Origin of the sequence: Loktanella salsilacus (assembly GCF_024206795.1) — a bacterium.
Classification (GTDB): domain Bacteria; phylum Pseudomonadota; class Alphaproteobacteria; order Rhodobacterales; family Rhodobacteraceae; genus Loktanella; species Loktanella salsilacus.
On sequence record NZ_CP072994.1, the window covers coordinates 634234 to 658665 of the forward strand.

Here is a 24432-nt window from a genome sequence, read left to right on the forward strand (position 1 = left end):
GAAGGAGATCGAAGATGTCGAAACGAAAGCAACATGCCCCTGATTTCAAAGCGAAGGTGGCGCTTGAAGCGCTAAAAGGCGAGGAGACCGTGTCTGAGCTGGCGAGCAGGTTCTGCGTGCATCCGACGATGATCAATCAATGGAAACGTGCGCTGCTAGATGGCGCGTCCGATGTGTTTGAACGCGGTAGCCGTAAGGTCCCGGTCATCGATGAAGACCAGGTCAGGGACCTGCATGCCAAGATCGGAGAGCTGGCGGTGGCCAACTCTTTTTTGGAAAGAAAGCTCAAACCCTGGGGCGGGAAGAGAGGCGCGGGATGACCCTGCGCGATCATCCGGACCTGTCGGTTGGTGAGCAGTGCGCACTGCTGTCGATCCCTCGGTCGTCGTTTTACTACACGCCGCAGGGTGAGACTGGACCTGTCGCGGTTTGATGCCGCTCTGTTGATTTCCGGGTCGAATTGATCCATTTTTTCATTTCGCGTTGACCCCTCTGGCTTATGATAACATCATGGAAAGGCGGCGGAATTAATGAAAGCTGGTGGGTCACGACGTTTCGGAAAACTGGGTCAATTTCTCGCACAATTCAACAACCCCGGTATCAACCTACGGGGTCATTGCCGCCTTGCAAAATATTGCAAACCTTTTTCTTTTTTTCATGGTCGTCACCTCGGGCAGTCTTGTCGCCGTTGTGTCGGCTAATCCTGTGCCAGGTGAACCCGTCTTGATCCTTTCGGCGCAAGGCGTTTTGTCGCGCGAACACATTGTCCGCAGCAGTGGGGGCCGATTGATAGGTCCAACATCAGCCCCGCTGGCAAGCCTTGCTGTGTCTGACGATCCTGAATTTGTCGAACGGTTGCGATCCCTAGGCACCTTTATGGTGCTGGATGGTCGTTCGATTGCCCAACTTTGTGGAGCTTCAATATGACTTCTTCAACCGAACCGAAACTCTGCGATAACATCCGAATCGAACGCCAGCGCGCCATGCGCATCGTCGCTGTCAGTGGATGGTGTTTTGCGCCGATCCCAGTGTTGGTTGGATTTTTCGTTGGAAACCCGATTTTGCCAATTTTGATCGGGACGGCCCTTTTCGCTGTTATGGGATCTATCGCGCTACGGATGGGTGAAAAACACGCGACGGTCGGTGTTTGCCTCGCCTTGGTAGGGCAGGCTTTTATGCTGACCGCATCACTGGCCGGGCAGGGGTGGCAACTGGACAGTCACATGATGTTTTCTGCTATTCTGGCCTGTACCATGCTGGTTAACGATGCCTCTGCCACCATCGTCGCTGCGCTCGCGATCGTCGTACATCACTTGCTGCTATCAGTATTGGTTCCCTCGCTTATTTACCCGTCGTCGGACATGATCCTAAATGTCGAACGATCGCTTTTTCACGGTGTTGCCGTGATTGTTGAAACTGCTGCGCTACTCCGGGCCATCTCGACACGGGCACGCTTGGATCGTCAGTCCAGTTTGATCGTAGCGCGATCGAAACGGCAATGACTGATGCTGCTGCTGCGCTTGTGCAGGCTAAAGCCGGTCAAAAAGAAAGCGAGGAACTGCGCATGCGCGCAGAGACCGCTGTGACCAAAGCAGAACAAGATACTCTGAAATCAAGCGAGGCGATGGCCCAATTGGATGTCGCTAACGCGCGCGAACGCGAACGTCAGCAAAACGAGGCGGAGCGCGACCGCGCCCAAGCCGAGCGGGTGTCCTTTGTCGTCGAACAGTTGCGGATCGGATTGAAAAACCTGTCTGATAAGCGTCTGGATCAGCAGCTCGATCAGCTATTTTCTGACGAATATGATGACCTACGCCGCGATTTTAACGACGCTGTCGTGTCACTGCGGCGGGCGATGGAATCTGTCCTAGAAGGCGCTGACGATATCAGTGTCGAAACCAGTCAAATCTCTAAGGCGACAGCAGATTTGGCGACCCGGACTGAAAGTCAGGCAACCATGCTTGCTGATGTCGCAGCGCAGATGTCGCGGGTGAATGAAAACGTGCGCGGCACGGCAAAGCTGGCGAAAACCACAAGCGGGGAAGCGAACCAAACGCAGGTCGAAACGGAAAAAAGTGCTGCATTGGTTGGCGATGCGGTCGTTGCCATGGGAAAGATTGAAGCATCGTCCCAGCAAATCACATCAATTATCAAAGTGATCGAAGACATTTCCTTCCAGACGAACCTATTGGCGCTGAACGCCGGCGTAGAAGCTGCACGCGCCGGGGATTCTGGTCGGGGCTTTGCGGTTGTCGCATCTGAAGTGCGCGCCCTTGCACAACGTTCGTCGCAGGCGGCAAGCGAGATCAGAGGGTTGATCGAAAACAGCGGCGCACAAGTGACCCAAGGCGTTGATCTGGTGCAGCGCACATGGGTCGCACTGAAAGACGTGGCAGAGCGTATCATCGCGATGTCATCGCGCGTCACGGAAATTGCGACATCCGCAGAACAACAAGCCAAAGTGAGTCAAGGGATCGATCAGTCTTTGGGCCAGCTTGATCTGGTAACCCAGCGCAATGCCGCAACCTTTGAAGAGACAACAGCAGCCAGTTCTTCGGTCGCCACAAATGTGCAGGAATTGGTGCAGACGATTGCTGTGTTCGTTCCTAAAAGCACGAAATCTGTCAAACGCAAAGTAGCGTAAAGTATCAAGCCCTGTCTCTTGGCCAAGTTTGGTCAGATAGAATCGAAAAAGGTGAATGTATTCAAATCTTGCCGATTTACGCGTCTAGCACATTTCGATTGATCCCGTGATCGCGCCTAAAAGCCAGATGGGACCGCATTAGATCCGCCGTTCGTTTGGCGGATCTAATGCCGCAAAATGACGGGTGCCTAGACCCGGACCTGACGATTTGTGGAAGGCGGCCTAATCTTATGACTGCGTGATCCTTGGGCAAATGGGGCGCACATTACACCGAAGACATGTTTGCGACATGAAGCGACATGGTATGCCCAATATCGTGAAGGGTAAGCGATCTGACACCGGGTCAGGTCCACGGTCCGAGAGATTGATCATGTCGCAGACACCCCCGCTTTTCTACACGACCGGTGCCACCCAAACGCCGCGCCACGCCATCGCAACGCGCGTTTTGCATGCAGGGCTTGCGACGGCGATCGTCGTGCAGCTTGGCAGTAGTCAGTTCATGAACCCTGACGACGGGGGCGATAATATCTTTCGTGTTCATTCTTATGTTGGGCTGGCGGCCTTTGCCCTCGTGCTTGCTTTTTGGGTGCAGACGCTTTTGCGCCAGCGCGGCACGCCGCTAGGCATGTTGATCCCTTGGTTTAACGGCCAGCGCCTTGGCGCGGTCTGGTCTGATTTTAAGGCGCACCTGTCCGCGCTGACAAAACGACGCCTTCCGGTGCACGACACCCATTCCCCCTTTGCTTCAGCCATTCATGGTCTTGGTTTGCTGTTGGTGACGGCGATGGCTGCGTCGGGCACGCTGTATTATTTCGTAACCACGGGCGATCCTGACGCAGGCGGCTTGGTCAAGGTTGCGATGACCGTCCATACGACGCTGGCTAATCTTGTCTGGATTTATCTCATCGGTCACGCGGCGATGGGGTTGATTGCGCACTATGGTGGCACCCTATCACTGCGGCAGATGTGGTCCTTGCGCAAACATCCCGGTGCCTGACGGGGGCTTAGGGAAATCGATGCGCGCGGCCAGTCCGGGGGCTTAGGGAAATCGATGCGCGCGGCCAGTCCGGGCGCATTGTCGGCCAAGGTCAAATGCGCGCGGTGCAAAGTGCAGACTGCCGCCACCAGCGCCAGGCCAAGCCCGTTTCCATCCGCCGTGCGGCTGCGTTCAAGGCGGTAAAGACGTTGTAAAACCTTGCTGCGCTCATGCTCTGGAATACCCGGACCTCGGTCTGCGACAACAAGCGTGACGCCATCCGCTCCAGTGGAAACGGTGACCTGAATGGTGCCGCCATCGCCGCCATGCAGCATGGCATTTTGGATCAGGTTGACCAGCAATTGCGATAGCAGTTGTCGGTCGCCTGCCACGATAGCATCCGAAGTCAAATCCGTCGTCAGGATCAACCCTCTTGCCTCGGCGTCGACTTCTAGAAAATCGACAACGTCGCGGGCGATATCTGTCAGATCAACCGTCGTCAGGCGGTCGCGTGCGGCACCGCCTTCGATTTGTGCCAACTGCAGCAGCGCCTGAAACGTGCGCACGATGCGCGCGGTCTCATCCTTTGCGCGTAGCAGCAGCGTTTCCTGCGCTGCGGACAGGTGTGTTTTCGTCATCACTTGATCCAGCAGCACCGACACCCGCTGGATCGGTGTCTTAAGGTCATGCGCAATATCGGTCGAGACTTGGCGCATGGACACAAGTAGCGCCTCTTGCGCGGCGGCCATGTCGTTCACGTCCTGCCCGATGCCTGACAGATCATCGTGGCGGCCAGCAACGCCCGGCACGCGCGCGGCGGTTTGGCCGCTTGTGATTGCACTTAACGCGGTCTGGATGGTGCCAATCCGCTGCTGCGTCCGCCGGGCCACCCACAGGCCCGCACTGGCGGCGATGCCAATCGCGGGCAACAATCCCATTAAAACGGCGGCGGCAAACACTTCGGCCATTTCAATAATAGAATCGCGGGATTGCGCGACGATCAATTGCCCATCCCCGATCCGAAGGCTGCGCACCTGATAACTTTCGGCGAGGGGCCGACCAGACGTGGCAAAGTCGGACCCCGGCAAGACGGCAAATCCGCTAACCGGTGCGGCCCGTTTAACGTTCGCAATGACAGCCCCATCATCCGGCAGAAAGTGCAGGATCCGGTAAGCCGGGTCGGTCGTCAGGGACGCCTCTGTCAAATGTTCGCGCAGTTCGGCAAGGTCGGCGGTTGACCCAAAGGTATCGACGGTCTGCTGCATATCAGACAGGATCGCCGCCGTCAGATTGGCGCGCACGAGGAAAAATGTTGTGGCAAAACAGGCCAGCGACGCCGCGGTAAAGATGACCGACAAGATGACGGTCAGGCGCAGCGGCGTAGACCTGATGCGCAGCAAGTGGGCGGGCATCATGCGACGTTGATCCGGTAGCCCGCGCCGCGCACTGTCTCGATCAGTTCTGACCCAAAGGGTTTGTCGATCTTGGCCCGCAGCCTGCTGATGTGGGTGTCGACAACATTGGTCAGCGGATCATAGTGAATGTCCCAGACCGATTCCATCAGCATGGTCCGCGTTTGCACCCGGCCTTTTCGGCGCATCAACTGCTCTAACAGGGCGAATTCACGCGGCAGCAGATCAATGATCTGGCCCGCCCGCGTGACCTTGCGGGTCAGCAAATTCATGTCCAGATCCGCGACGGTTAGGCTGATCGGGTCGTCCTGCATCTTGGGGCGCCGACCAATGGCTGCGATCCGGGCAGAGAGTTCGCCAAAGGCAAACGGCTTGACCAGATAGTCGTCCGCGCCCGCGTGCAGCCCGGCGATCCTGTCATCGACGCCGCCCATCGCAGTTAGAAACAGCACGGGTGTTGCATTTTTCGTGGCCCGCAGGGTTTTGACCACGCTCATGCCGTCTAGTCCCGGCAACATCCGGTCCACGACCATCACGTCATAGGTCCCGATCGTGGCCTGCACCAATCCGTCAGCGCCAGAGGCGATCAGATCAACGCTATGTCCCTCTTCGCGCAACCCGTCCGCGATATAGGCCCCGGTGGCTGCGTCGTCTTCGATGACGAGTATTTTCATGGTCGCCCCTTACGCGTTGAACCGACTGACAAAGCCGCGGCTTTGGGGCTGAGTATCACAGAGCGCTGAACTGCGATCATTGCAAATTTGCAATGATCCGGAAAACGCCGCGTGGGGGCGGGGCTGTCACGCCACGCAGCATGGCAGCGTAGGATTTGCGACTGCTTGCACGATCATCCCCGGCCCTGTGCCGGACCATCAGGGGCAGCCGCGATGAGGAACCTTTTGTTAAGCACGGTGCTTGTCATCGTCCCGGTCGGCCTTTTCGCCGCCGGATACAATTTTTTAACGCCGGCGCAGATTGTGCAGGCCGCCGCGCCCAGCCTTGGCGACATGGCGCCCTTCGTCGTAATCACAACGGACGTACAGGGGATCGCGGCGACTGGCGATTTGCCAGCTGCCAAGGCGCGGATCACTGATCTGGAAGCCGCTTGGGATGACGCACAAAGCACGTTGCGGCCCAATAATACAATGGCTTGGGGCAATGTTGACAGGGCGATTGACGACGCGTTGACGGCGTTGCGCGCTAAGGCTCCGGACGGCCCCACGGTCACCGCGACGCTGGCCGTTTTGCAAACCGCTCTTGCCGATCCCGCCGCAGGGGCCGCAGGCGGGCCGCTACAAACCGTGTCCGGCGTGGCCACCACTGACGGAAACGGTCGCGCCCTGCCGTGTGAAGTCATGCTGGACAAGTTCCGCACGGCCCTGTCGCAAGCCACCATCGCGCCGCTCGATCGCGCCACCATCGACACGCTGCAGGCGAAGGGGACAGAGCGTTGCAACGCTGACGACGACACCCGCGCCGATGATTTTTTCGTGCAGGGCATTGCCCTGATGACCCACTGAATCTGCGAGCTAAGGGAAAAACCATGAGCACTTTTGCACCATCCGCCGCCCTGAACCGCGTACCTGATGTGACCGTCGACTTCTGGCTGATCAAACTGATGGCCGTTACGATGGGGGAAACCGCGGCCGACTTTTTGGCTGTGAACCTTGGCCTTGGGCTGACTGCGACCTCGCTGCTGATGGCGGCCATTCTGATCGGCGCGTTGGCGCTGCAATTTCGCCAAAGGCGGTACGTGCCGTGGTCATATTGGCTGGCGGTCGTGCTGATTTCGATCGTTGGCACGTTGGTGACTGACAACCTTGTCGACAACTTTGGCGTATCGCTGGTGACGACGACGGTTTTGTTCAGCGCCTTGCTGGCCCTGACCTTTGCCGCTTGGTTCGCGTCAGAACGCACACTGTCGATCCACGAGGTCAAGACGACCCTGCGCGAGGGCTTCTATTGGCTTGCGATCCTGTTCACCTTTGCCCTTGGAACCGCTGCGGGCGATCTGGTGGCAGAGCATTTTGCGCTGGGCTACATGGCGACGGGCATCTTGTTCGGCATGATCATCGCATCGGTGACGGCGGGTTATTTTGTGCTCAAACTTGACGGGGTTTGGGCATTCTGGATCGCCTATATCTTTACCCGCCCGCTGGGCGCATCCTTTGGCGATCTGTTGTCGCAGCCTGCGGAATATGGCGGCTACGGTCTTGGGGCGATCATGACCAGCGCGCTGTTTCTGGCCGCCATTGTCGCGATTGTCATCTACATGTCGCTGGGGCGCCAAACCCGCGTGCAGCCTATGATCGGCTAACGCTCATCCAGAATGGCTGCGCATGGCGCAGGGTGATCCCGGGATCGGTGCGGGGCGTCTGGCCGGGCAGGGGCTGCAGGTCAAATTCTGCAAAGACCCGGCCGATCACGTGGGCTGCGATCTTGTTCGCCAGATGCAGGCCGACGCAGCGATGTTGCCCCAGCCCGAACGGCAGGTAAGCATCGCGCGGACGCGGTGTGCCATCGGCAAAGCGGGCGGGGTCAAATCGCGTCGGATCAGGCCAGAAATCAGCCCGGCGGTGCAGCAGAAACGGAGAGATCAGGACCGAACTGCCGCGCGGGATGTCAACGCCGCCAATGGTGTCCGCCTGCAACGCACGGCGTTCGATGATCCAGATCGACGGGTAAAGCCTGATCGCCTCTGCAAAAATGTGTGCGGGGTCTGCGACCTGAATGGTACCAGAGGCGTGGATGAAGGCCCAAGACAATGCATTGGCCGTCGTCTCGTGCCCCGCAAGCAGCAGCGTCACGGCGGCGTCGCGCAGTTCTTGATCCGTCAATTGCGCCTCTCCCTCTGCCGCGTGGGCATCCAGCAGGCGGGTCAGCACATCGTCCGGGCGCTGGACACTGGCGCGGCGCGTTTGGATCAGATCGAGCACGATCGCATCAATCTGCGCAACAGCCTTTTTAAAGGCGGGGCGGTGCAGACGGGGAGAGAGGAGAGAGGCGTCCAAAGGGGCCTCGATCCGGCGCCAGGTGTCGGCCAGCAGGATTTCCAAAGGCGCGTTAATGCGCTGCGGATCGATGCTGGATGAAAACAGGATGCGGATCGCGGCAGCGATGACCAGTTGCATCATCTCGTCCACGATATCGATCTTGCCCGCCTTGTCCCAACGGACAAACATCGGAGCAATCAGGTCGTCTAAGACAGGGCCGATCCCATCGAAGGCGCGAGGCTGGAATGCGGGCTGGATCAGGCGGCGGTGCCGGGCCCATGCGGTCTGATCGGCAGACAAAAGGCTGCGCCCTGTGGTGGCCGCGATCCGGTCCGCGCTGCGGGTGGCCTTGTCATAGTTTGCCGCATTGCGCGACAGCACCCGTTCCACCAGCGCAGGGTGGTTGACTAAATGCGCCGTGATCGGCCCAAATCGCAGGCGCACAATATCGCCATGGTCCTGCGCGGCCTGCGCCAAAAACCCCAGCGAGTCCGCCTTAAACGCCCCTAGCGATCCCCACAGCAAGCTGCCCTTTGGCCCCGGCGCACGCGTCATTTCGCATAGCCCCCGCGTTCAAAACTGCGGGCCCAGCGGTCTGCGACGATGGCTTTGGTGGGGGCGTCCAATTCGCCGAAACTGTTCTTTTTATACCCTTTCAGGCTGGCTACATAATCGCGCAAGACCAAAGAGAATTCCGCGAAACCGTCCAGCGACAGCGCGTCATAGGCCTTTGCGATTTCGCCGACCGGATCGGCCTCTAACGCATCAAAGCGAAGCTCGTGAATCTGGCCTTTTGGGACCAAGGGCAGGTCGGCGTAATAGGCGTCATACATCGCCTCGTGGCGGCGCAGGATGCCATCGTCAATCGCCCCCAGATCGGGCTTTTGCAGATAGGTGTACCAGCCAGCGGTATCAAAGAAATGCCGCTGCGATTGAAAGACGCGGTAGGGGTCGCGGTGGATATGAATGAAACGGGCGTCCGGAAACATCTGTAATATCAGCCGAATGCGCGCGGTATGCGGCGGTGATTTGATCAGCAAATGGCGTGTGTCATGCAGCGATAGCTTTTTGCAAAAGGTGACAAAGGCGGACTGCCAGGCTGCAACTTCTTGCGGGTCGGCATCTTGAAACGTCATGTAGCGGTCGTAATGATCCATCCGGCGCGGAAAACTCGTGCCAAGGTAAAGCGAGGTCAGCGTCATCAGCAGCGGCGCGAACTCGTCCTCTTGCGGGGACGTAAAGGCCAGCGCCATGTTATCCATCGGGCGCTTTGGCGGGACCAGCCATGGGAACATGCGGGTGGTAAAGCCTTCGGTCGTCAGAAAAGTGTAAGGGTTCACAACCTGATAGGTGTTAGGAAATTGAAACTGGGCGCGGTCCTGCGCCAGCAATTCGTGCAGCAGGGTCGTGCCGCTGCGCCAATGGCCAAGGATAAATAGCGGCGCTTTGGGGCGCGGGGCCTGGCGGATCGCCGGGCCATAGCGCAATTCCTCTACCCCGGCGCAGACCGAATTGGACAAGCTTGCCAGCGTAATCGCGGCAGCGCGGTGCAAATAGGCAGGGGACACCTGAAACCCGTTTTGCGCCAGCAATTTGCACCACCGCCCAAAGGTGATTCCGGTCAGATAATTGTGCCCAATGCTCCATTGATGTTTCAGCTGGGCGCTCATTTCCGGGTCCGATCGCATATTTACCGCATTGCCGATATGTTTTTAGGCTATCACCCGCGAAGTAAAGCCGGAGTTCTGCCTATGACCATCCCGTCCCATGTGATCGACATGCTGCGCAAAGTCCGCGCAACGTTTCAGGCAGAGCCACTGGCAAACCGTATGCAGCCCAGCGCGGCTGCCTTTGCCGCCCTTCGCCCGGTGCGCCGCGCCACGGCGGCATCGGTCGCGAAATACTGGAACCGTTTGCTGGATACAGCATCGACGCAGGACCGAGACGCCTTGGCCGACCCGCTGACCATGGCTGGTCCGGCGCTATTCGACGCCAATATTGAAAACTTCATCGGCACTGTAAAAATCCCCGTCGGCATCATCGGCCCGCTGCGCATCAACGGCTTGAACGCCCACGGCGATTACAACGTCCCGCTGGCCACGACAGAGGCGGCCTTGGTCGCGTCCTACGGGCGGGGCGCCTATGCCGCGACAAAATCCGGCGGCATCAGCACCGCGCTGCTGTACGAGGGCGTGATCCGCACGCCAGCCTTTGTCTTTGACAGCTTGGTCAACGCAGGGCTGTTCGTGGAGTGGGTCGTGAATGACATCGAAACGCTCAAGGCCGCAGCAGAGGCGACAACGCGCCACGGCAAGCTGACCTCGGTCGAGCCGATGGTGGACAATAACATCGTGTTTCTGATCTGCCGCTACACAACGGGCGACGCGGCGGGGCAGAACATGGTGACCATCGCGACAAACGCGCTGTGCGAAGACATCAACGCGCGCTGCCCCATCAAGGTGAAGGCGTGGTATATCGAAGGCAACTTTTCCGGCGATAAAAAGGCGTCCTTTTTGGGCCTCGTCACCGGACGCGGCCGCAAGGTCAGCGCGTCTGTCACCTTGCCCGCCAAGGTGGTCGAAGGCGTGCTTGGCACCAGTGTGCAGGCGATGCTGGATTACGGTCAGGTTGCGAACCTTGGATCACATCTGTCAGGCCAGCTTGGCGCGCAGGCGCATTACGCGAACGGTTTGGCCGCGCTTTATCTGGCCACCGGGCAAGACGCCGCCTGCGTGGCCGAAAGCGCCGTTGGGATCACAAGGATGGAGGCGCGGGGCGATGATTTGTTCTGCTCTGTCACCATGCCCAACATCCTTGTGGGGTCGGTCGGCGGCGGCACATCGCTGCCCAGCCAATCGGCAGGGCTGAACATTCTGGGGCTCAAGGGTGCGGGCAAAGGCGCGGCATTGGCAGAGGTCGCGGCAGCGACGTGTCTGTGCGGTGAAATCTCGATCGTGGCGGCGATTGCGGCGGGGCATTTTACGCGGGCGCATCAGCAATTGGCGCGGCACCGATGAAGACTGCGGCGCTTTGGACCTATCAAAAGGAACGCTTTCCGTTGGCCAAGACGGTCCCGTTGCTGGCGGTGTTTTCAGCGGCAAGCCTGTGCGCTTCGGCTGAAATGGCAGGGCGGCCGCTGCCCGAAGCGTGGGCGTTTGTGGCGGCCTTCATGGCCGCGATGATGCTGTTTTTCCAGATGCGCGTTTGCGATGAATACAAGGATCTGGACGACGACCGCCGCTATCGACCGCACCGCCCGATCCCCCGCGGGTTGGTGTCGCTGCGCCAGATTATCGCGCTTGGGCTTGCCTCGCTGCCCGTCACGGCGCTGGCCGTTTGGCTGTGGCATCCCCCCGCGCTTTGGCTGCTCGCGCTGGTCTGGCTCTGGCTGGCTGCGATGACCGCAGAATTCGGCGTGGCAGCGTGGCTCAAGGCGCGGCCGCTGCTGTATCTGGTCAGCCATATGGCGATCATGCCGTTGATTGATCTTTTGCTGACCGGGATCGAATGGATGCCCGGCGGCGGGGCAGCGCGGGGCATCTGGCTGTTTCTGGCGCTATCTTTCGTCAATGGCTGCGTGCTGGAAATCGGGCGCAAGCTGTGGGCACCGCAAAGCGAATTGCCGGGGGTGGAAACTTATTCCCGCCTCTGGGGGCCGCGCCGCGCGGCCATTATCTGGGCGGCTTGCACCGCGCTATCCTTTGGCCTGCTGCTAGGCGTCGGTGCCGTAACAGGCGCACCTTGGATCACGCTTGTATTGGGCGGGGCAGGCTTTGCCGCCTGCCTTTGGGCCGCGCGGGCCTATGCCATATCCCCCACACCCGGCGCGGAAAAGCGCATGGATACGGTTGCGGGTCTTTGGGTTTTCGCCTGCTATGCCATCGCAGGCTTTGTGCCCGTCTTGATAAGGGTTCTTTAATGTCTGGCATCATCGCTCAAGAGGCCGCGCAGGACGTGCAGCAGGTCGGCGGCAAGGCTGCGTCCCTCGCGCAGCTGGCCAAGCTGGGGTTCAACCCGCCTGCGTTCTTTGTCATCCCGGCAAGCGCCTGCGCTGCGCGTGAACCGATCGCCGGGCTGGACGCGGCCTTGCACGCGCTGGGGGTCGGCCCCTTTGCCGTGCGCAGCTCTGCCCGGGCAGAGGACGGGGCAGAGCATAGCCACGCGGGGCAGTTTGATACGATGCTGAACGTCGCGGCCGCTAACGTCTGGCAGGCCGCGCAACAGGTTTACCAGTCAGGCTTTGGCGATACCGTCGCCACCTATCGCCAGCTTAAATCCGGCGGTGCGGCAGAAGGGCCCGCCGTCATTGTCCAGCGCATGATTGACGCGCAATCCGCAGGCGTCGCCTTTTCCGCCGATCCGGTGTCGGGGCAGCGGGGCGTTGTTGTGATCTCTGCCATCGCAGGCTTGGGCGAAAGGCTGGTGTCGGGCGAAGTCGACGGCGAGGATTGGATCGTCACGGATACAGCGCAAGGGCCAGATGCGCCGCAGGTGCTGACCCCCGCGCAGGCGCTGGCCGTCGCAGACCTTGCGCGCCGGGCAGAGGCGGCCTTTGCCGCGCCGCAGGATATCGAATGGGCCATCGACGCCGCTGGCCTGCATATCCTGCAATCGCGCCCGATCACGACGCCGCTGCTGCCAGCGCCGCAGGCAGACAGCGCGCTGACGATCTTTGACAATTCCAACATTGTCGAAAGCTATCCCGGCATGGTTAGCCCGCTAACCTATTCCTTTGCCGTGCATGTCTATGCCCGCGTTTACCGCGCCTTTGTTGGCCTGTTGGGGGTCCCTGATGCCACGGTTGCAGCGCATGCCGGCGTCTTTGGCAATATGCTGGGGCGGGTTGATGGCCGTGTCTATTATAACCTTGTGAACTGGTATCGCGCCTTGGCCCTGCTGCCGGGGTTTTCGCTGAACCGCGCCTATATGGAAACCATGATGGGCGTCGCGACCCCGATGCCGGATGAAGTCACGCAAAGCATCGGCCCGCCCCCCGCCAAGGGTGCCGCGCGCGCGCGGGAATACCTCAAGCTGGTGCGGGTTGCGGGCGGTCTGATCTGGCAGGCGACCCGGCTACCCCGCACGCGCGCGCGGTTTTATGACCGCCTGAACGCGGCACTGGATAGCGGATTTGCTCCACAAACGGCGGGGCCAACCGCGCTGGCCGCCGAATACCGCCGGATTGAAAGCACGCTACTGGACCGCTGGGACGCGCCGCTGGTGAATGACTTTTTGTGCATGATCGCCTTTGGGGCCTCGCGCAATCTGCTGGAAAAATGGCTGGGGCCACAGGGGCTTATCCTGCACAACGATGTCATGATCGGGCAGGGGGATATCGTCTCGGCCGAGCCTGCGCAGCGCATTGCGCAGATGGGGCAGTTGGTGGCGCAGGCGGGTCTGGCCAAGGCTTTGGCCGCTGATGGATTGGACGCGCTGGCCGGACATCCGGCGATATTGCAAAAGGTTCACGCTTATCTGGACCGCTTTGGTGATCGCTGCACCGAAGAGCTAAAGCTGGAAAGCATCCCGCTGACGGATGATCCCAGCAGTCTATTGCAGGCCATCGCCGCCAGTGCCGGGCGCGGCCCGGTGGCTGATCGGGTGGGGACCGCGCCGGACTGGTCCGCGCTGTTTCCCCAAAATCCCATCAAGCGACACTTTGCCAAATGGCTTATCAACTGGACCAAGGCCCGGGTGCGCGACCGCGAAAACCTGCGGTTTGAACGCACGCGCATCTTTGGCCTGACGCGCCGCGTCTTCCTGGCGCTGGGGCGCGAATTCGCTGCCCGTGGGCTGATCGCCGCGCCGCGCGACATCTTCTATCTGACCAAGGACGAGGCGCTGGGCGCGGTCGAAGGTTACGGTCTGTCGCCGAACCTGAAATCCCTGATCGCCCTGCGCAAGGCAGACGACGCCGCATCCGCCCTGCGCCCCGACCCGCCAGAGCGGATTACGCTGCGCGGCCCTGCGATTGCACCGGTGTGGCAACCCGAAAGCACGACAAAAGACCTCGCCACGCAGCGCAGCGCGACAGGCTGCTCTGCTGGCCGCGTCACGGCGCGGGCGCGGGTGATCCGCGATCCGCGCACGGAAACCTTGACCCCCGGCGACATCTTGATTGCGCGCCATACCGATCCGGGCTGGATCGCGGTCTTTTCCAACGCCGCCGCCATCGTGGTCGAACGCGGCTCGCTCTTGTCCCATTCGGCCATCGTGGCGCGCGAACTGGGCATCCCTTGCGTTGTGGGTCTGAAAGGCGCGACACAGTGGATTAGCGACGGGGAGTTGATCTGCGTCGATGGGGCAACTGGCATAGTGGAGCGTTTGAATGACCTCTGAAATCGCAGGCAAGGCGGCTTTTGACCACATCCGCTATGCCCAGTTGTGGGAGGACGCGGATGTCCTGACCCAGGCCCTTGGCGATTGCGCAGGCGGGACGCTGGTGTCGATCTGTTCCGCCGGGGATAACGCATTGGCGATGCTGACGCTGGACCCTGCAAAGGTCGTGGTCGTCGATCTGTCGCCGGCGCAAATCGCCTGCCTGCACTTGCGGATCGGCGCGTTTCGCAACCTATCCCACTCAGAGTTTCTGGAGCTGATGGGCGCGCGCCCCAGCACGCAGCGCGCAGGTCTGCTGGACCGGGCGCTGGCGGGGCTGGACCCAGACACGCAGACCTTCTGGCAGGCGCTCGCCGATGACGTCGCGCTTTATGGCGCTGGCGGCGTGGGCAAGTTCGAACGCTATTTCCGCATCTTTCGCACCCGGCTTTTGCCGTTGGTCCACAGCAAGCGGACGATCGATGCTATCTTTGAAACCCGCCCTTTGGCCGCGCGTCAGGCGTTTCTGGATCAGCGCTTTAACACGTGGCGGTGGCGTTTGCTGCTGAACACCTTCTTTTCGCGCTTTGTTATGGGCCGGATGGGGCGGGACAAGGCGTTCTTTGACCACGTCGACGGCAGCCCGGCGCAACACGTTGCCCGCCGCATTCACCATGCTGCCGTCACCTGTGATCCGGCGGAAAACCCCTATCTGCACTGGATCATGAAAGGCACTCACGGCGCGGCCCTGCCGATGACGTGGCGGGCAGAGCATTTTGAGGTGATCAAGGCGCGCCTTGATCGCCTCGACATCCGCCCCGGTGCGTTAGAGGCATTTATCTCGACCGGGGAAAAGGCCGACGGGTTCAACCTGTCAGACATCTTTGAATACATGTCGCCGGATACCTTTGCGCAGGTCTATGGCGACATCCTTGGTGCCGCGGCCCCCGGTGCGCGGCTGGTGTATTGGAATATGATGGCCCCGCGCCGGATGCCGCCACAATACGCCGGCCGCGTCCGGACGCTGGCAGATACCGAGGATCGCCTGAAAGCTATCGACAAGGCGTTCTTCTACTCCGACCTGATCGTCGAAGAGGTCACTGCGTGACGGCTCCGCTCCAGATCGGGCTGGCGCTTGGCTCTGTTGCGGTGCTGCTGGGGGTGATGGCTTTGGTGCGGCGGCTGGCGGGCGTCTGGCAGATCGGGGCAGAAGTGCAGCGCAAGCTGGTGCACATCGCCACCGGCCTTTACGCCCTGACCCTGCCGTGGCTGTTCCCGGATCGCTGGCCTGTCTATGTGCTGGTCGCGGTGACGCTTGTCGTCATGCTGGTGCTGCGGCGTCCCGGATCGCGGCTTGGGCAGACGTTGCACGGCGTCGAGCGCACGTCCTATGGCGATCTGCTGCTGGCGCTGTCCGTCGGCGTTTGCCTCTTTCTCGCGGGCGACGAGCCTTACCTTTATGTGCTGCCGATGGCCGTGCTGACACTGGCGGATGCTGCGGCGGCGCTGGCGGGCAGCACCTATGGCACGCGGTTTTTCAAGATCGAAGAAGGGCGCAAAAGCGTCGAAGGCAGCGTCGTCTTTTTCATAGTCACCCTGCTGATTGCGATCCTGTGCCTGATGCTGATGACGCCGTTCCCGCCGCCCAATATCATCGTCATTGCCCTGATGGTCGCCGGCTTTGGCACACTGGTCGAGGCCGCCAGTTGGCGCGGCTTCGACAACCTGTTCCTGCCCTTGGGTCTGCTGACATTCCTGTCCGTCCATGCGGCCAGCCCGTTGGGCGACCTGCTGTGGCTGGCGGCTGTTTTTGCGGCGTCCCTTGTGGCATTCCGCCTGATTGCGCCGCGCATCGGGCTGACGCATCACGCGTCCCACGTCTATGTCACCACGGTTTTCCTGCTGCTTGCTACGGTAGAGGTGCACAACGCGATCATCCCGATCCTTGTCCTTGCCGCCCATGCGTTCAGCCGCAGCGCCGCACCCTGCCGGGGCAAATACCCCGATCTGGACATCGTCGCCGGGCTGGCGCTGGTCAGTTTCGGCTGGCTGACGCTGGGCAATGCGACGGGGTGGAACGCGGTGACCTTTTACGGGCTGACCGCGATGGGCATGACCTTGGCGCTGTGCGCCTTAGCGCTGGCAGACCGTCCCGTAGCGGTGCGCGGCGGGCTGCTGTTGCTGGCAGCAGGGGGGCTTTGCGTGATTTACGCAGTGGCATTTGGGCTAAACCCTGATGCGTCGAACTGGAACGGTCCGATGTGGCCCGCCGTGGTCGCCAGCGTTTTGCTTTCAGGGCTGACGCCGTCCCTGATCCCAGCCGCGTTCGGGGCAAGCCGCGTGACAAAGGTGACGCTGATGTCCCTCGCGATCCCGGTGACAACCTATCTGGCAGCGATTGGATTTGCCGCATGACAAGCCGTGTGTTTCAAAATGACGGCGCCAAGATCACCGTCTATCTGGACGGCCCGGCATGGGACGGCGCACCAACGGCGACGCTGGGCGGGTTCGCCTGCAAAACGCCAGAGGCAGGCCGCGCGGTGTTGGATCAGGCGATCGCCCTTGTCTGGGATGCTTGCCAGCGCCGCATTATCGGCCCGATGGACGGCGACACATGGCACAGCTACCGCTTTGTCACGCAAACAGACGGCAGCCCCGCATTCCTGCTGGAGCCGAAGGACGATCCCGCAGCGCGCGTCCTGTTCACGGACGCAGGCTTCACCCAGATCAGCAGCTACTTTTCCGCCCGGGTGCCACTGGCCACTGCCGCAGCCACGCCGCCTGCGCCCACCGATGATTTTACAATTCAGGCGTGGGACGGCACCGCGCCAGAGGCGCTGTTTGCGCAGGTCTACGCCCTGTCCAGCGCAGCCTTTGCGCGCAACGCCTTCTACAAACCGATCAGTCGGGACGCCTTTCTGGCGATGTATATGCCCATGGTGCCGATGCTAAAGCGCGAGCTGATCTTCTTTGCCCGCCGCCCGGATGGCACGCTGGCGGGCTTTTTGTTCGGCACGCCCAATTATGCCGAAGGGTTTGCGCCGCGCAGTGCGATCCTCAAGACTTATGCCAGCCTACAAAAGGGTGCGGGGCAGCATTTGGCCCATGCCTTTCACACCGCCGCCGCCGCGCTGGGCTATGACACCGCGATCCATGCGCTGATTCATGACGACAACCTGTCGGCCTTGCGCAGCGCGTCCGAAGGCGCGGAGATCTTTCGCCGCTATGGTCTGTTCGGGCTGATCCGCGATGGCTGATCTGCTGTCCGACTTTGCCGCCGCCGTCGCACGGACCCCTGACCGAACCGCAATCATCGACGGGCTAGGGCGGCGGGTCAGCTTTGCGCAGTTGCAGGCCCGCGCGCAGGGATTGGCGCGGGCGTGGCACGCCTGCGGCATCGGCAAAGGCGACCGCGTGCTGCTTGCGATGCGCGTGGACGCCGACCTTTACGCCAGCCTTGCGGCGCTGTGGTCGCTGGGCGCGACCGTGGTCTTGCCAGAGCCTGCGATGGGTCTGGCGGGCCTGCGCCATGCGGTGCGGGTGGCGGGGGTCACGGCCTTTGCCAGCGCGGGCGCATACGGGCTGCTCCGCTTTGCCTTGCCAGCGCTGTGGCGCTTGCCGCATTTGCGCCCCATCGCAAAGCTGGGCCCCGCGCTTGAACTGCCCCTGCCAGATGCGGGTGATCTGGCGCTGATCTCTTTCACCTCTGGCACCAGCGGCGCGCCCAAAGCGATCCCGCGCAGCCATGGCTTCCTCGCCGCCCAGCACCGCGCCATTGCGCCGATGCTGGACAGCAGCGCCGCAGAGGTCGACCTTGTCGCCTTTCCGGTCTTTGTCCTGATCAACATCGCCAGCGGCCGCACGTCCGTCCTGCCAAACTGGAAGATGTCGCAGCTCGCGCAGGTGCAACCCGCCGCGCTGACGGCTTGGATAGCGCAGCACATCGTCACCCGCGCCCTTCTGCCGCCCGCGCTTTGCGACACGCTGGCTGGCGGCGCGATACCGCCGTCACTGCACACCGTCTTTACTGGCGGCGGCCCGATTTTCCCGGACCTGCTGCGGCGATTGCAAGCTGAGGGGCCCGCCTTGGACATCACCTGCGTCTACGGCTCGACCGAGGCAGAGCCGATTGCGCACCTCAGCAGCGCCCAGATCACCGCTCAGGACGTGGCGGCAATGGCGGCGGGGCAGGGCCTTCTGGTCGGACCGCCCGTTCGCGATATTCAGGTGCGCATCGTCGCGGGCGAAATTCAGGTCGCCGGCGGGCATGTCAACGGCGGCTATCTGGACCCCGCGCATGATGCGGAAAACAAGGTGCGGATCGGGCAAATCATCTGGCACCGCACTGGCGATGCGGGGTATTTCGACGCGCAAGGACGGCTGTGGCTTCTGGGGCGCGTTGGCACGCAGGTCGATCTGGCTGGCAAGCCGACATATCCGTTTCAGATTGAGGTCGCCGCGCGGTCTTGGCCCGGAGCGGCCCAATGCGCATTGATGTCGGTGCGCGGTGCGCCCTGTCTTGTGATCGCAGGGGACGCGGCGTGCCTGAACGCTTGGACGAAAGCCGCCGCACAGCTGGATATCCCCAGCATCAAGCATATCGCTCGCATCCCGATGGACCGCCGCCATGCGTCAAAGGTAGACCGCAAGGCGTTGCAAAAGCTGCTTTAATCGCCGTGCGCATAGCGTGACAACTGATCTGCAAGCTTTCCCACAGCCAGATGCAAAGCGACCGTCAGGCAGGCCAAAACGATCAGGGCGGCGAACATCAGGTCGATCTTGGCCCGGCCATTGGCCAGCAGCATTAGATATCCCAGCCCCCGCGACGCCCCGACCCATTCGCCAATGACGGCCCCAATCGGCGCATAAACTGCGGCCAACCGCAGGCCAGACCCCAGCGCGGGCAGGGCCTGCGGGATCGCGATTTGGCGCATGAACCGCCAGCGGCTTGCGCCCATCGTCGCGGCCAGATCGTGATAGCCTGGGGCCGCGCGGCGCAACCCGTCGTGAAAGGCTGATGTCACGGGAAAGAAGATGATCAGCACGGTCATCACGATTTTGGACCCCATGCCATAGCCGAACCACAGCGTCAGCAAGGGTGCGAGGGCGAAGACCGGGACCGCTTGGCTGAAGACCAGCAGCGGCAGCATCAGCCGCTCTGCCCTTTTTGAGAACGCCAGACCGACCGCCGTCGCGGCGCCCAAAGCCGTGCCAAGGACCAGGCCCAGCATCACTTCGATCCCCGTCACCCACGCGTTTTGCGCGATTAAAGCCCGGCTTGCCCAAGCGGCCTGCATGACCCGCAGCGGCGAGGGAAGGATGAAATGCGGCGCGCCTGTCAGTGTGACCGCCGCCTGCCACAGGGCCAGCGCAAGCAGTACCGCAGCCAAGATATCCCGCCCCCTCATGCGGCGCAGCGCAGATGCGCCAGCAGGCGGCTTTGGCTCGCGATCGTGTCCGGGGCGTCGATGGCGCGGGGCGGGGATTGCGGCGGGGTCGGCCAGACTGCCGTCCCTTGCGGCGACAGCAGGACGATCTGATGGGCCAGCCGCGCGGCCTCTGCCGGGTCGTGAGTGACCAGCAGGACAGTGCGGCCCGCCAGCGCCTGCGCCGCAAGGTCCTGCATATCGGCGCGGGTGCCTGCATCAAGCGCCGAGAAGGGCTCGTCTAGCAGAACAACGGGGCGATCCTCGCACAGGGTGCGGGCAAGGGCGGCGCGTTGGCGCATGCCGCCGGAAAGCTGGCGCGGCATGTAATGTGCGGCACCTGACAGACCGACACGGCGCAGCAGCTCTGCCGCGCGGGCACGGTCAGGGGGCGTGCCCCGCAAGCGGGCGCCGATGCAGACATTGTCCAGCACGTTCAGCCAGGGCAGCAGCAGATCAGATTGCGCCATATAGCTGACGCGGTTTTGCAGGCTGGCACTGTCCGAGGCCGCAATCTGCCCGGCAAAATGGCCACCCGTCGGCAGGCTAAGCAGCAACCGCAGGATCGTCGTTTTGCCAGTGCCGGACCGCCCAAGCAAGCAGGTCCATTCCCCCGCCCGCAGGTGCAAATCCGCGCTGAACAGCGGCGCACCCCCTAGGGCATAATCCCCCGCTAGTGTGATGCCCGGCGGGGGTGTCATGCGTCCAGACCCATCTGCCAAAAGCCGACCTCTAGCTGGGTCGCCGTGGTGAAACGCTGCTGCAACCGCGCAGCACGCGCAGAGGCGGACAAGGTGCCGATCCGCTGCGTCACGGCGTCGTCGATCATCACGCCGACACTTTTGCAAACGGCCTGATAGTCCGGGGCGGCATAGGTATCGATCCAGTCCTTGTAGGGCGTGTCCGGCGTGCAGGTCTGCGCCAGATGCAGGCCGATTTCGCCGTATCCCATGACGCAGGGCGCAAGCGCGGCCATCAGATCAAGGAAATCCCCCTGCAGGCCCGCGTCCAAAACGTAGCGGGTATAGGCAAGGTTGGGCGCGGCCTCGGCCGTTGCGAAAAGTGTTGCCTCGTCAATGCCGTGCGCAGCGCAGACGCCGATATGCAGGGCCATTTCGTGATTGACCAGCGCGTCTACGGTTGCGGCGCAGGTGCGCATCTCCTCCAGCGTTTCCGATTTGACCACGGCCAGCGACCACGCGCGGGCGAAGTGCACCAGAAAGACGTAGTCCTGCGTCAGGTAGTGCAGGAACGCCGCACGCGGCAGCGTCCCGTCGCCCAGTCCCGCGACAAAGGCGTGGCGGGTATAATCGCGCCACGGCCCCAGTGCGCCGCCGCGCCACAGGGCAAAGGTTTGCCCGTAATCCGGTGCCGTCATGGCGCGGTCACGTCAATCGCGATGCCGGACACAGGCGTCTGGTCAGGCACAAGGCCAGCTTCGGCCAGAAACGCCTCGAACGCGGCATAGCGGCCGACGTCAAAGGCAGCGGGGCGCAGGGCAAAGCGCGGGATCGTGTCGGTCCAAGCGCGGGCGTTCAGGGTGTCGTCAAGCTCTGCCGAGGTGGCGGCGAAGACCTTCCAGCTGTCTTGCGGGTGGTTGACGATATATTGGGTCGCCTTCTGCGTAGCGGCCAAAAAGCGGGCGATGCGGTCTTTGTCCATCGTGTCCGCGTTGGCGACATAGATCAGCTCGTCATAGGACGGGATGCCTTCTTCTTCGACGAAAAAGCAGTGGCCTTTGACGCCTTCAAGTTCCATCTGGGTCAGCTCGAAATTGCGAAAGGCCCCGATGACCGCGTCGACTTGGCCCGACATCAGCGACGGCGATAGTGACCAATTTACGTTGACCATTTCGACATCATCCGGGGCGACGCCGTTGTGGGTCAGGATGGCCCCCAGCATCGCCTCTTCAACGCCGCCGACAGAAAAGCCGACCTTTTTGCCCGCAAGGTCGGCGGGGGATTTGATCGGCCCGTCCGCCAGCGCCAGCAGGCAATTCAGCGGGGTCGCGACCAGCGTGCCGACACGGCGCAGCGGCAGCCCCTCGTGGATTTGTAGGTGCAGTTGCGGCTGGTAGGAAATCGCCAGATCGGCTTGACCCGCGGCGACCATCTTGGGCGGATCGGACGGATCAGCCGGGGCGATGATCGTGACGTTCAGGTCTTGGTCCGCAAAATAGCCCATTTCCTGCGCCACGATGATCGGGCCGTGGTCGGGGTTCACGAACCAATCCAGTAGAATAGTCATATCGTCAGCAGCCCAAAGCGGCTGAGCGGTGAGGGCCAATGCGGCGGTGAGGGTGGTCAGTTTCATGGTCTGTGCCTTTCAAATTTCCGGCGTATCGCCGCATGCAATGAGTGAGATTTCGCCGCCCCGTTTGGTCCGCAACGTGCTGGCCGCCTGCCATGCCCGCAGGCCAGAGCGGCAGGCGAAAACGATGCGGCCCGTATCAGGAAAAGTTTGATCCGCGATCTGCGCGTTGGTCATGCGCAGGGCGGTGGGGATGACGGGGGATGGTGCTTCTTGGGTATCGCGCAGGTCGATGACCACATCGGCGGGGCCAATCTGCGCGGGGGCGATAAAGCGAAAACCGGCTTCGGGCTCTGGCGCTGTGTCAAAACGAAAGCCGCTGGCGCGAAAACTGGCCAAGTCGAACTGCAACATCTGGCCAAGCGGGGAAGGGGTTTGCCCGATCAGGACAGCCAGCGCCATCTGCGCCTGCGCCGCCCCGATCAGCCCGACAACGGGGCCCATCACGCCTGCGGTCGCGCAGCTGGCGGCGCGGTCCGGCAGATCGGGGAATATGGCGCGCAGGGATGGGGCACCGGCGCAGAACCCGCCGACATAGCCGGTAAATCCAAGGGTCGAGGCGCTGATCAGCGGCACCCCGGCGACAAGGCAGGCGTCAGACAGGATGTAGCAGGCGGCAAAGCTATCGGCGCAGTCCAGCACAAGGGTGTGGGCCGCAATCAGCGCAGCGGCATTTGCCGGATCAAGGGCGGCCTGCACCGTGTCGATCCGGCAGTCATCGTTCAGTTGCCGCAGGGTCGCGGCGGCGGCGTCTACCTTCGGTTGGCCGATGTCATCCATGCGAAACAGCGTTTGCCGGTGCAGGTTGGACAGGGACACGGTGTCCGGATCGACCAACGTCAGATGTCCGATGCCTGCCCCAACCAAATATTGCAGCACCGGCGCGGCCAGCCCGCCAGCGCCGATGACAAGCACACGGGCGGCGCTGATGGCGGCCTGACCTGCGGGGCCGACCTGGGGCAGGATTTCCTGGCGGATATAGCGGCTCATCGAGTGGCCGCCAGCCAAGCGCGGACCCGCGCCTCTGGGTCTGTGTGCAGGGTGATATCTGTCACGGCGGACACCGTGTCTGCCCCGGCGGCAAAGGCCCCCGCCGCGCGATCAATGGTCATGCCGCCGATGGCGATCAGGGGCGTTTGACCGATCAGGCTGCGCCATGTGGTCAGCTTGTCCACGCCTTGTTGGTGCCACTTCATCTGCTTCAGGATCGTCGGATAGATCGGGCCAAGGGCGATGTAGTCGGGGACCAATTCCAGCGCGCGGGCCAGTTCTGTGCGGTCATGGGTGCTGACGCCAAGGCGCAGGCCAGCGGCGCGGATTGCGGGCATGTCGGCGGTGTCCAGATCCTCTTGACCAAGGTGCAGCCAGTCGCAGCCTTCATCAATCGCGATGCGCCAGTGATCGTTGATGACCAGCGTGCAGCCCTGCGCGGCGCAGATCGTTTTGGCGCGGCGGATGTGACCCCGCAGCACGGCTTCGCTGGCGTCTTTCATCCGCAGTTGCACCAGTTTGATGCCCAGCGGGACCAGCCGTTCCAGCCAGTCGGCGCTGTCAAAGATGGGATAGAAACGATCAAGGCTCATCCAAGGAACGCCTTTCCAAGCAGGGGGGTGGACGGTGCGGCCATGTCGCGCGGCTCCATCGGGTCTGCGTGCGCGGCGAGTTGTCCGGCGCGGATTGCCAGCGCAAACGCCTCTGCCATCGCGGCGGGATCGCCGGCTGCGGCGACGGCGGTGTTCAACAGCACGGCGTCGAACCCCAGTTCCATCGCATGTGCGGCTTGCGATGGCAGGCCAAGGCCTGCGTCGATCACCAATGGCACATCCGGAAAATGGGCGCGCAAGGCCCGCAGGCCAAAGATGTTGTTGAGCCCCAGCCCCGACCCGATGGGTGCCCCCCAAGGCATCAAGACTTCGCATCCCGCATCCAGCAGGCGGTCTGCGACAACCAGATCCTCAGTCGTGTAGGGGAACACTTGAAAGCCATCGGCGGTCAGGATGCGGGTGGCTTCGACAAGGCCAAAGACGTCGGGCTGCAGCGTGTCGGCATCGCCGATGACCTCTAGCTTGATCCACGGCGTATCGAATATTTCGCGGGCCATATGGGCGGTGGTCACCGCCTCTTTTACCGTGTGGCACCCTGCGGTGTTGGGCAGAATGCGTACGCCCAGATCGCTGATCAGCCGCCAGAAATCTTGGCCTGCGCGGTCTTGTCCGCTTTCGCGGCGCAGGGACACGGTGGCGACACTGGCCCCGCTGCGGCGGAAGGCGTCGGCAAGGATCGCAGGCGACGGGTATTGCGCGGTGCCCAGCATCAAACCGCCGGGCAAGGCGGTGCCATAAAAATCACGCAT

25 protein-coding genes are annotated in these 24432 nt (G+C 62.0%); 14 read left to right on the plus strand and 11 right to left on the minus strand.

The annotated features are described in order from the left end of the window. Nucleotides 1-14 precede the first annotated feature (14 nt). The 5 genes from KBW81_RS03225 to KBW81_RS03245 all read left to right on the plus strand — a co-directional run bounded on the left by KBW81_RS03225 (nucleotide 15) and on the right by KBW81_RS03245 (nucleotide 3641). A complete protein-coding gene (locus KBW81_RS03225; RefSeq protein WP_254248311.1) occupies nucleotides 15-320 on the plus strand; it encodes a transposase in 306 nt (101 codons plus the stop codon). Nucleotides 321-540: 220 nt separating this feature from the next. Further along, the gene (locus tag KBW81_RS03230; protein WP_254248312.1) at nucleotides 541-927 is read left to right on the plus strand and encodes a hypothetical protein; all 387 of its coding nucleotides are present in this window, start codon (nucleotides 541-543) and stop codon (nucleotides 925-927) included. Continuing rightward, complete coding sequence (locus tag KBW81_RS03235) at nucleotides 924-1502, plus strand: hypothetical protein (RefSeq protein WP_254248313.1); 579 nt, start codon at nucleotides 924-926, stop codon at nucleotides 1500-1502. Before KBW81_RS03230 ends, KBW81_RS03235 begins: the two co-directional genes overlap by 4 nt. A 62-nt stretch (nucleotides 1503-1564) precedes the next feature. Continuing rightward, on the plus strand, nucleotides 1565-2644 hold the full coding sequence (locus KBW81_RS03240; protein ID WP_254248314.1) for a methyl-accepting chemotaxis protein: 1080 nt from the start codon (nucleotides 1565-1567) through the stop codon (nucleotides 2642-2644). Nucleotides 2645-3014: 370 nt separating this feature from the next. Then, nucleotides 3015-3641 (plus strand): cytochrome b/b6 domain-containing protein, encoded by a 627-nt coding sequence (locus KBW81_RS03245; protein WP_254248315.1) that lies wholly within the window; start codon nucleotides 3015-3017, stop codon nucleotides 3639-3641. Here the strand turns inward: KBW81_RS03245 and KBW81_RS03250 are convergent. Together KBW81_RS03250 and KBW81_RS03255 are read right to left on the minus strand one after the other, a co-directional pair. Continuing rightward, nucleotides 3581-5035, minus strand: coding sequence for a sensor histidine kinase (locus KBW81_RS03250; RefSeq protein WP_254248316.1), 1455 nt, complete (start codon nucleotides 5033-5035; stop codon nucleotides 3581-3583). The two genes, KBW81_RS03245 and KBW81_RS03250, sit on opposite strands and share 61 nt — an antisense overlap. Further along, the gene (locus KBW81_RS03255; RefSeq protein WP_090191356.1) at nucleotides 5032-5706 is read right to left on the minus strand and encodes a winged helix-turn-helix domain-containing protein; all 675 of its coding nucleotides are present in this window, start codon (nucleotides 5704-5706) and stop codon (nucleotides 5032-5034) included. Before KBW81_RS03255 ends, KBW81_RS03250 begins: the two co-directional genes overlap by 4 nt. 213 nt (nucleotides 5707-5919) lie before the next feature. Between KBW81_RS03255 and KBW81_RS03260 the strand changes: the two genes are divergently transcribed. Together KBW81_RS03260 and KBW81_RS03265 are read left to right on the plus strand one after the other, a co-directional pair. Continuing rightward, nucleotides 5920-6552 (plus strand): hypothetical protein, encoded by a 633-nt coding sequence (locus KBW81_RS03260; protein ID WP_254248317.1) that lies wholly within the window; start codon nucleotides 5920-5922, stop codon nucleotides 6550-6552. Nucleotides 6553-6575: 23 nt separating this feature from the next. Continuing rightward, nucleotides 6576-7349 carry a COG4705 family protein gene (locus tag KBW81_RS03265; RefSeq protein WP_254248318.1) on the plus strand — a complete coding sequence of 258 codons (774 nt, stop codon included), beginning with the start codon at nucleotides 6576-6578 and terminating at the stop codon, nucleotides 7347-7349. On the opposite strand, the gene KBW81_RS03270 is transcribed toward KBW81_RS03265, so the two are convergent. Together KBW81_RS03270 and KBW81_RS03275 are read right to left on the minus strand one after the other, a co-directional pair. Then, on the minus strand, nucleotides 7336-8580 hold the full coding sequence (locus tag KBW81_RS03270; RefSeq protein ID WP_254248319.1) for a cytochrome P450: 1245 nt from the start codon (nucleotides 8578-8580) through the stop codon (nucleotides 7336-7338). The two genes, KBW81_RS03265 and KBW81_RS03270, sit on opposite strands and share 14 nt — an antisense overlap. Continuing rightward, complete coding sequence (locus tag KBW81_RS03275) at nucleotides 8577-9695, minus strand: sulfotransferase family protein (protein WP_254248320.1); 1119 nt, start codon at nucleotides 9693-9695, stop codon at nucleotides 8577-8579. The genes KBW81_RS03270 and KBW81_RS03275 overlap by 4 nt, the downstream gene beginning before the upstream one ends. An 81-nt stretch (nucleotides 9696-9776) precedes the next feature. Between KBW81_RS03275 and KBW81_RS03280 the strand changes: the two genes are divergently transcribed. The 7 genes from KBW81_RS03280 to KBW81_RS03310 are packed head-to-tail and all read left to right on the plus strand — an operon-like array spanning nucleotide 9777 to nucleotide 19014. Further along, nucleotides 9777-11042: a hydroxymethylglutaryl-CoA reductase gene (locus KBW81_RS03280; RefSeq protein WP_254248321.1), complete on the plus strand. Its 1266-nt coding sequence runs from the start codon at nucleotides 9777-9779 to the stop codon at nucleotides 11040-11042. A gap of 41 nt (nucleotides 11043-11083) precedes the next feature. Beyond that, entirely contained in the window at nucleotides 11084-11944 is an 861-nt protein-coding gene (locus KBW81_RS03285; RefSeq protein WP_254248322.1) for a UbiA family prenyltransferase, read from the plus strand. Then, nucleotides 11944-14364: a PEP/pyruvate-binding domain-containing protein gene (locus KBW81_RS03290; protein ID WP_254248323.1), complete on the plus strand. Its 2421-nt coding sequence runs from the start codon at nucleotides 11944-11946 to the stop codon at nucleotides 14362-14364. The genes KBW81_RS03285 and KBW81_RS03290 overlap by 1 nt, the downstream gene beginning before the upstream one ends. After that, complete coding sequence (locus KBW81_RS03295) at nucleotides 14354-15451, plus strand: BtaA family protein (RefSeq protein ID WP_254248324.1); 1098 nt, start codon at nucleotides 14354-14356, stop codon at nucleotides 15449-15451. The genes KBW81_RS03290 and KBW81_RS03295 overlap by 11 nt, the downstream gene beginning before the upstream one ends. Beyond that, nucleotides 15448-16758, plus strand: a complete 1311-nt coding sequence (locus KBW81_RS03300; protein ID WP_254248325.1) for a diacylglycerol/polyprenol kinase family protein — start codon at nucleotides 15448-15450, stop codon at nucleotides 16756-16758. The genes KBW81_RS03295 and KBW81_RS03300 overlap by 4 nt, the downstream gene beginning before the upstream one ends. Then, nucleotides 16755-17600: a hypothetical protein gene (locus KBW81_RS03305; protein ID WP_254248326.1), complete on the plus strand. Its 846-nt coding sequence runs from the start codon at nucleotides 16755-16757 to the stop codon at nucleotides 17598-17600. Before KBW81_RS03300 ends, KBW81_RS03305 begins: the two co-directional genes overlap by 4 nt. Further along, the gene (locus KBW81_RS03310) at nucleotides 17593-19014 is read left to right on the plus strand and encodes an AMP-binding protein (RefSeq protein ID WP_254248327.1); all 1422 of its coding nucleotides are present in this window, start codon (nucleotides 17593-17595) and stop codon (nucleotides 19012-19014) included. Before KBW81_RS03305 ends, KBW81_RS03310 begins: the two co-directional genes overlap by 8 nt. On the opposite strand, the gene KBW81_RS03315 is transcribed toward KBW81_RS03310, so the two are convergent. Genes KBW81_RS03315 through KBW81_RS03345 form a run of 7 tightly spaced genes read right to left on the minus strand, consistent with a single transcriptional unit; the run spans nucleotide 19011 to nucleotide 24432 of the window. After that, on the minus strand, nucleotides 19011-19751 hold the full coding sequence (locus KBW81_RS03315) for an ABC transporter permease (protein ID WP_254248328.1): 741 nt from the start codon (nucleotides 19749-19751) through the stop codon (nucleotides 19011-19013). The two genes, KBW81_RS03310 and KBW81_RS03315, sit on opposite strands and share 4 nt — an antisense overlap. Then, complete coding sequence (locus tag KBW81_RS03320) at nucleotides 19748-20470, minus strand: ABC transporter ATP-binding protein (RefSeq protein WP_254248329.1); 723 nt, start codon at nucleotides 20468-20470, stop codon at nucleotides 19748-19750. Before KBW81_RS03320 ends, KBW81_RS03315 begins: the two co-directional genes overlap by 4 nt. Further along, entirely contained in the window at nucleotides 20467-21147 is a 681-nt protein-coding gene (gene tenA / locus KBW81_RS03325; protein ID WP_254248330.1) for a thiaminase II, read from the minus strand. The genes KBW81_RS03320 and tenA overlap by 4 nt, the downstream gene beginning before the upstream one ends. Further along, nucleotides 21144-22082, minus strand: a complete 939-nt coding sequence (locus tag KBW81_RS03330) for an ABC transporter substrate-binding protein (RefSeq protein ID WP_254248331.1) — start codon at nucleotides 22080-22082, stop codon at nucleotides 21144-21146. Before KBW81_RS03330 ends, tenA begins: the two co-directional genes overlap by 4 nt. Before the next feature lie 12 nt (nucleotides 22083-22094). Continuing rightward, nucleotides 22095-23069 carry a HesA/MoeB/ThiF family protein gene (locus KBW81_RS03335; protein ID WP_254248332.1) on the minus strand — a complete coding sequence of 325 codons (975 nt, stop codon included), beginning with the start codon at nucleotides 23067-23069 and terminating at the stop codon, nucleotides 22095-22097. After that, nucleotides 23066-23662 (minus strand): thiamine phosphate synthase, encoded by a 597-nt coding sequence (locus KBW81_RS03340; protein ID WP_254248333.1) that lies wholly within the window; start codon nucleotides 23660-23662, stop codon nucleotides 23066-23068. The genes KBW81_RS03335 and KBW81_RS03340 overlap by 4 nt, the downstream gene beginning before the upstream one ends. Then, nucleotides 23659-24432, minus strand: coding sequence for a thiazole synthase (locus KBW81_RS03345; RefSeq protein ID WP_254248334.1), 774 nt, complete (start codon nucleotides 24430-24432; stop codon nucleotides 23659-23661). Before KBW81_RS03345 ends, KBW81_RS03340 begins: the two co-directional genes overlap by 4 nt.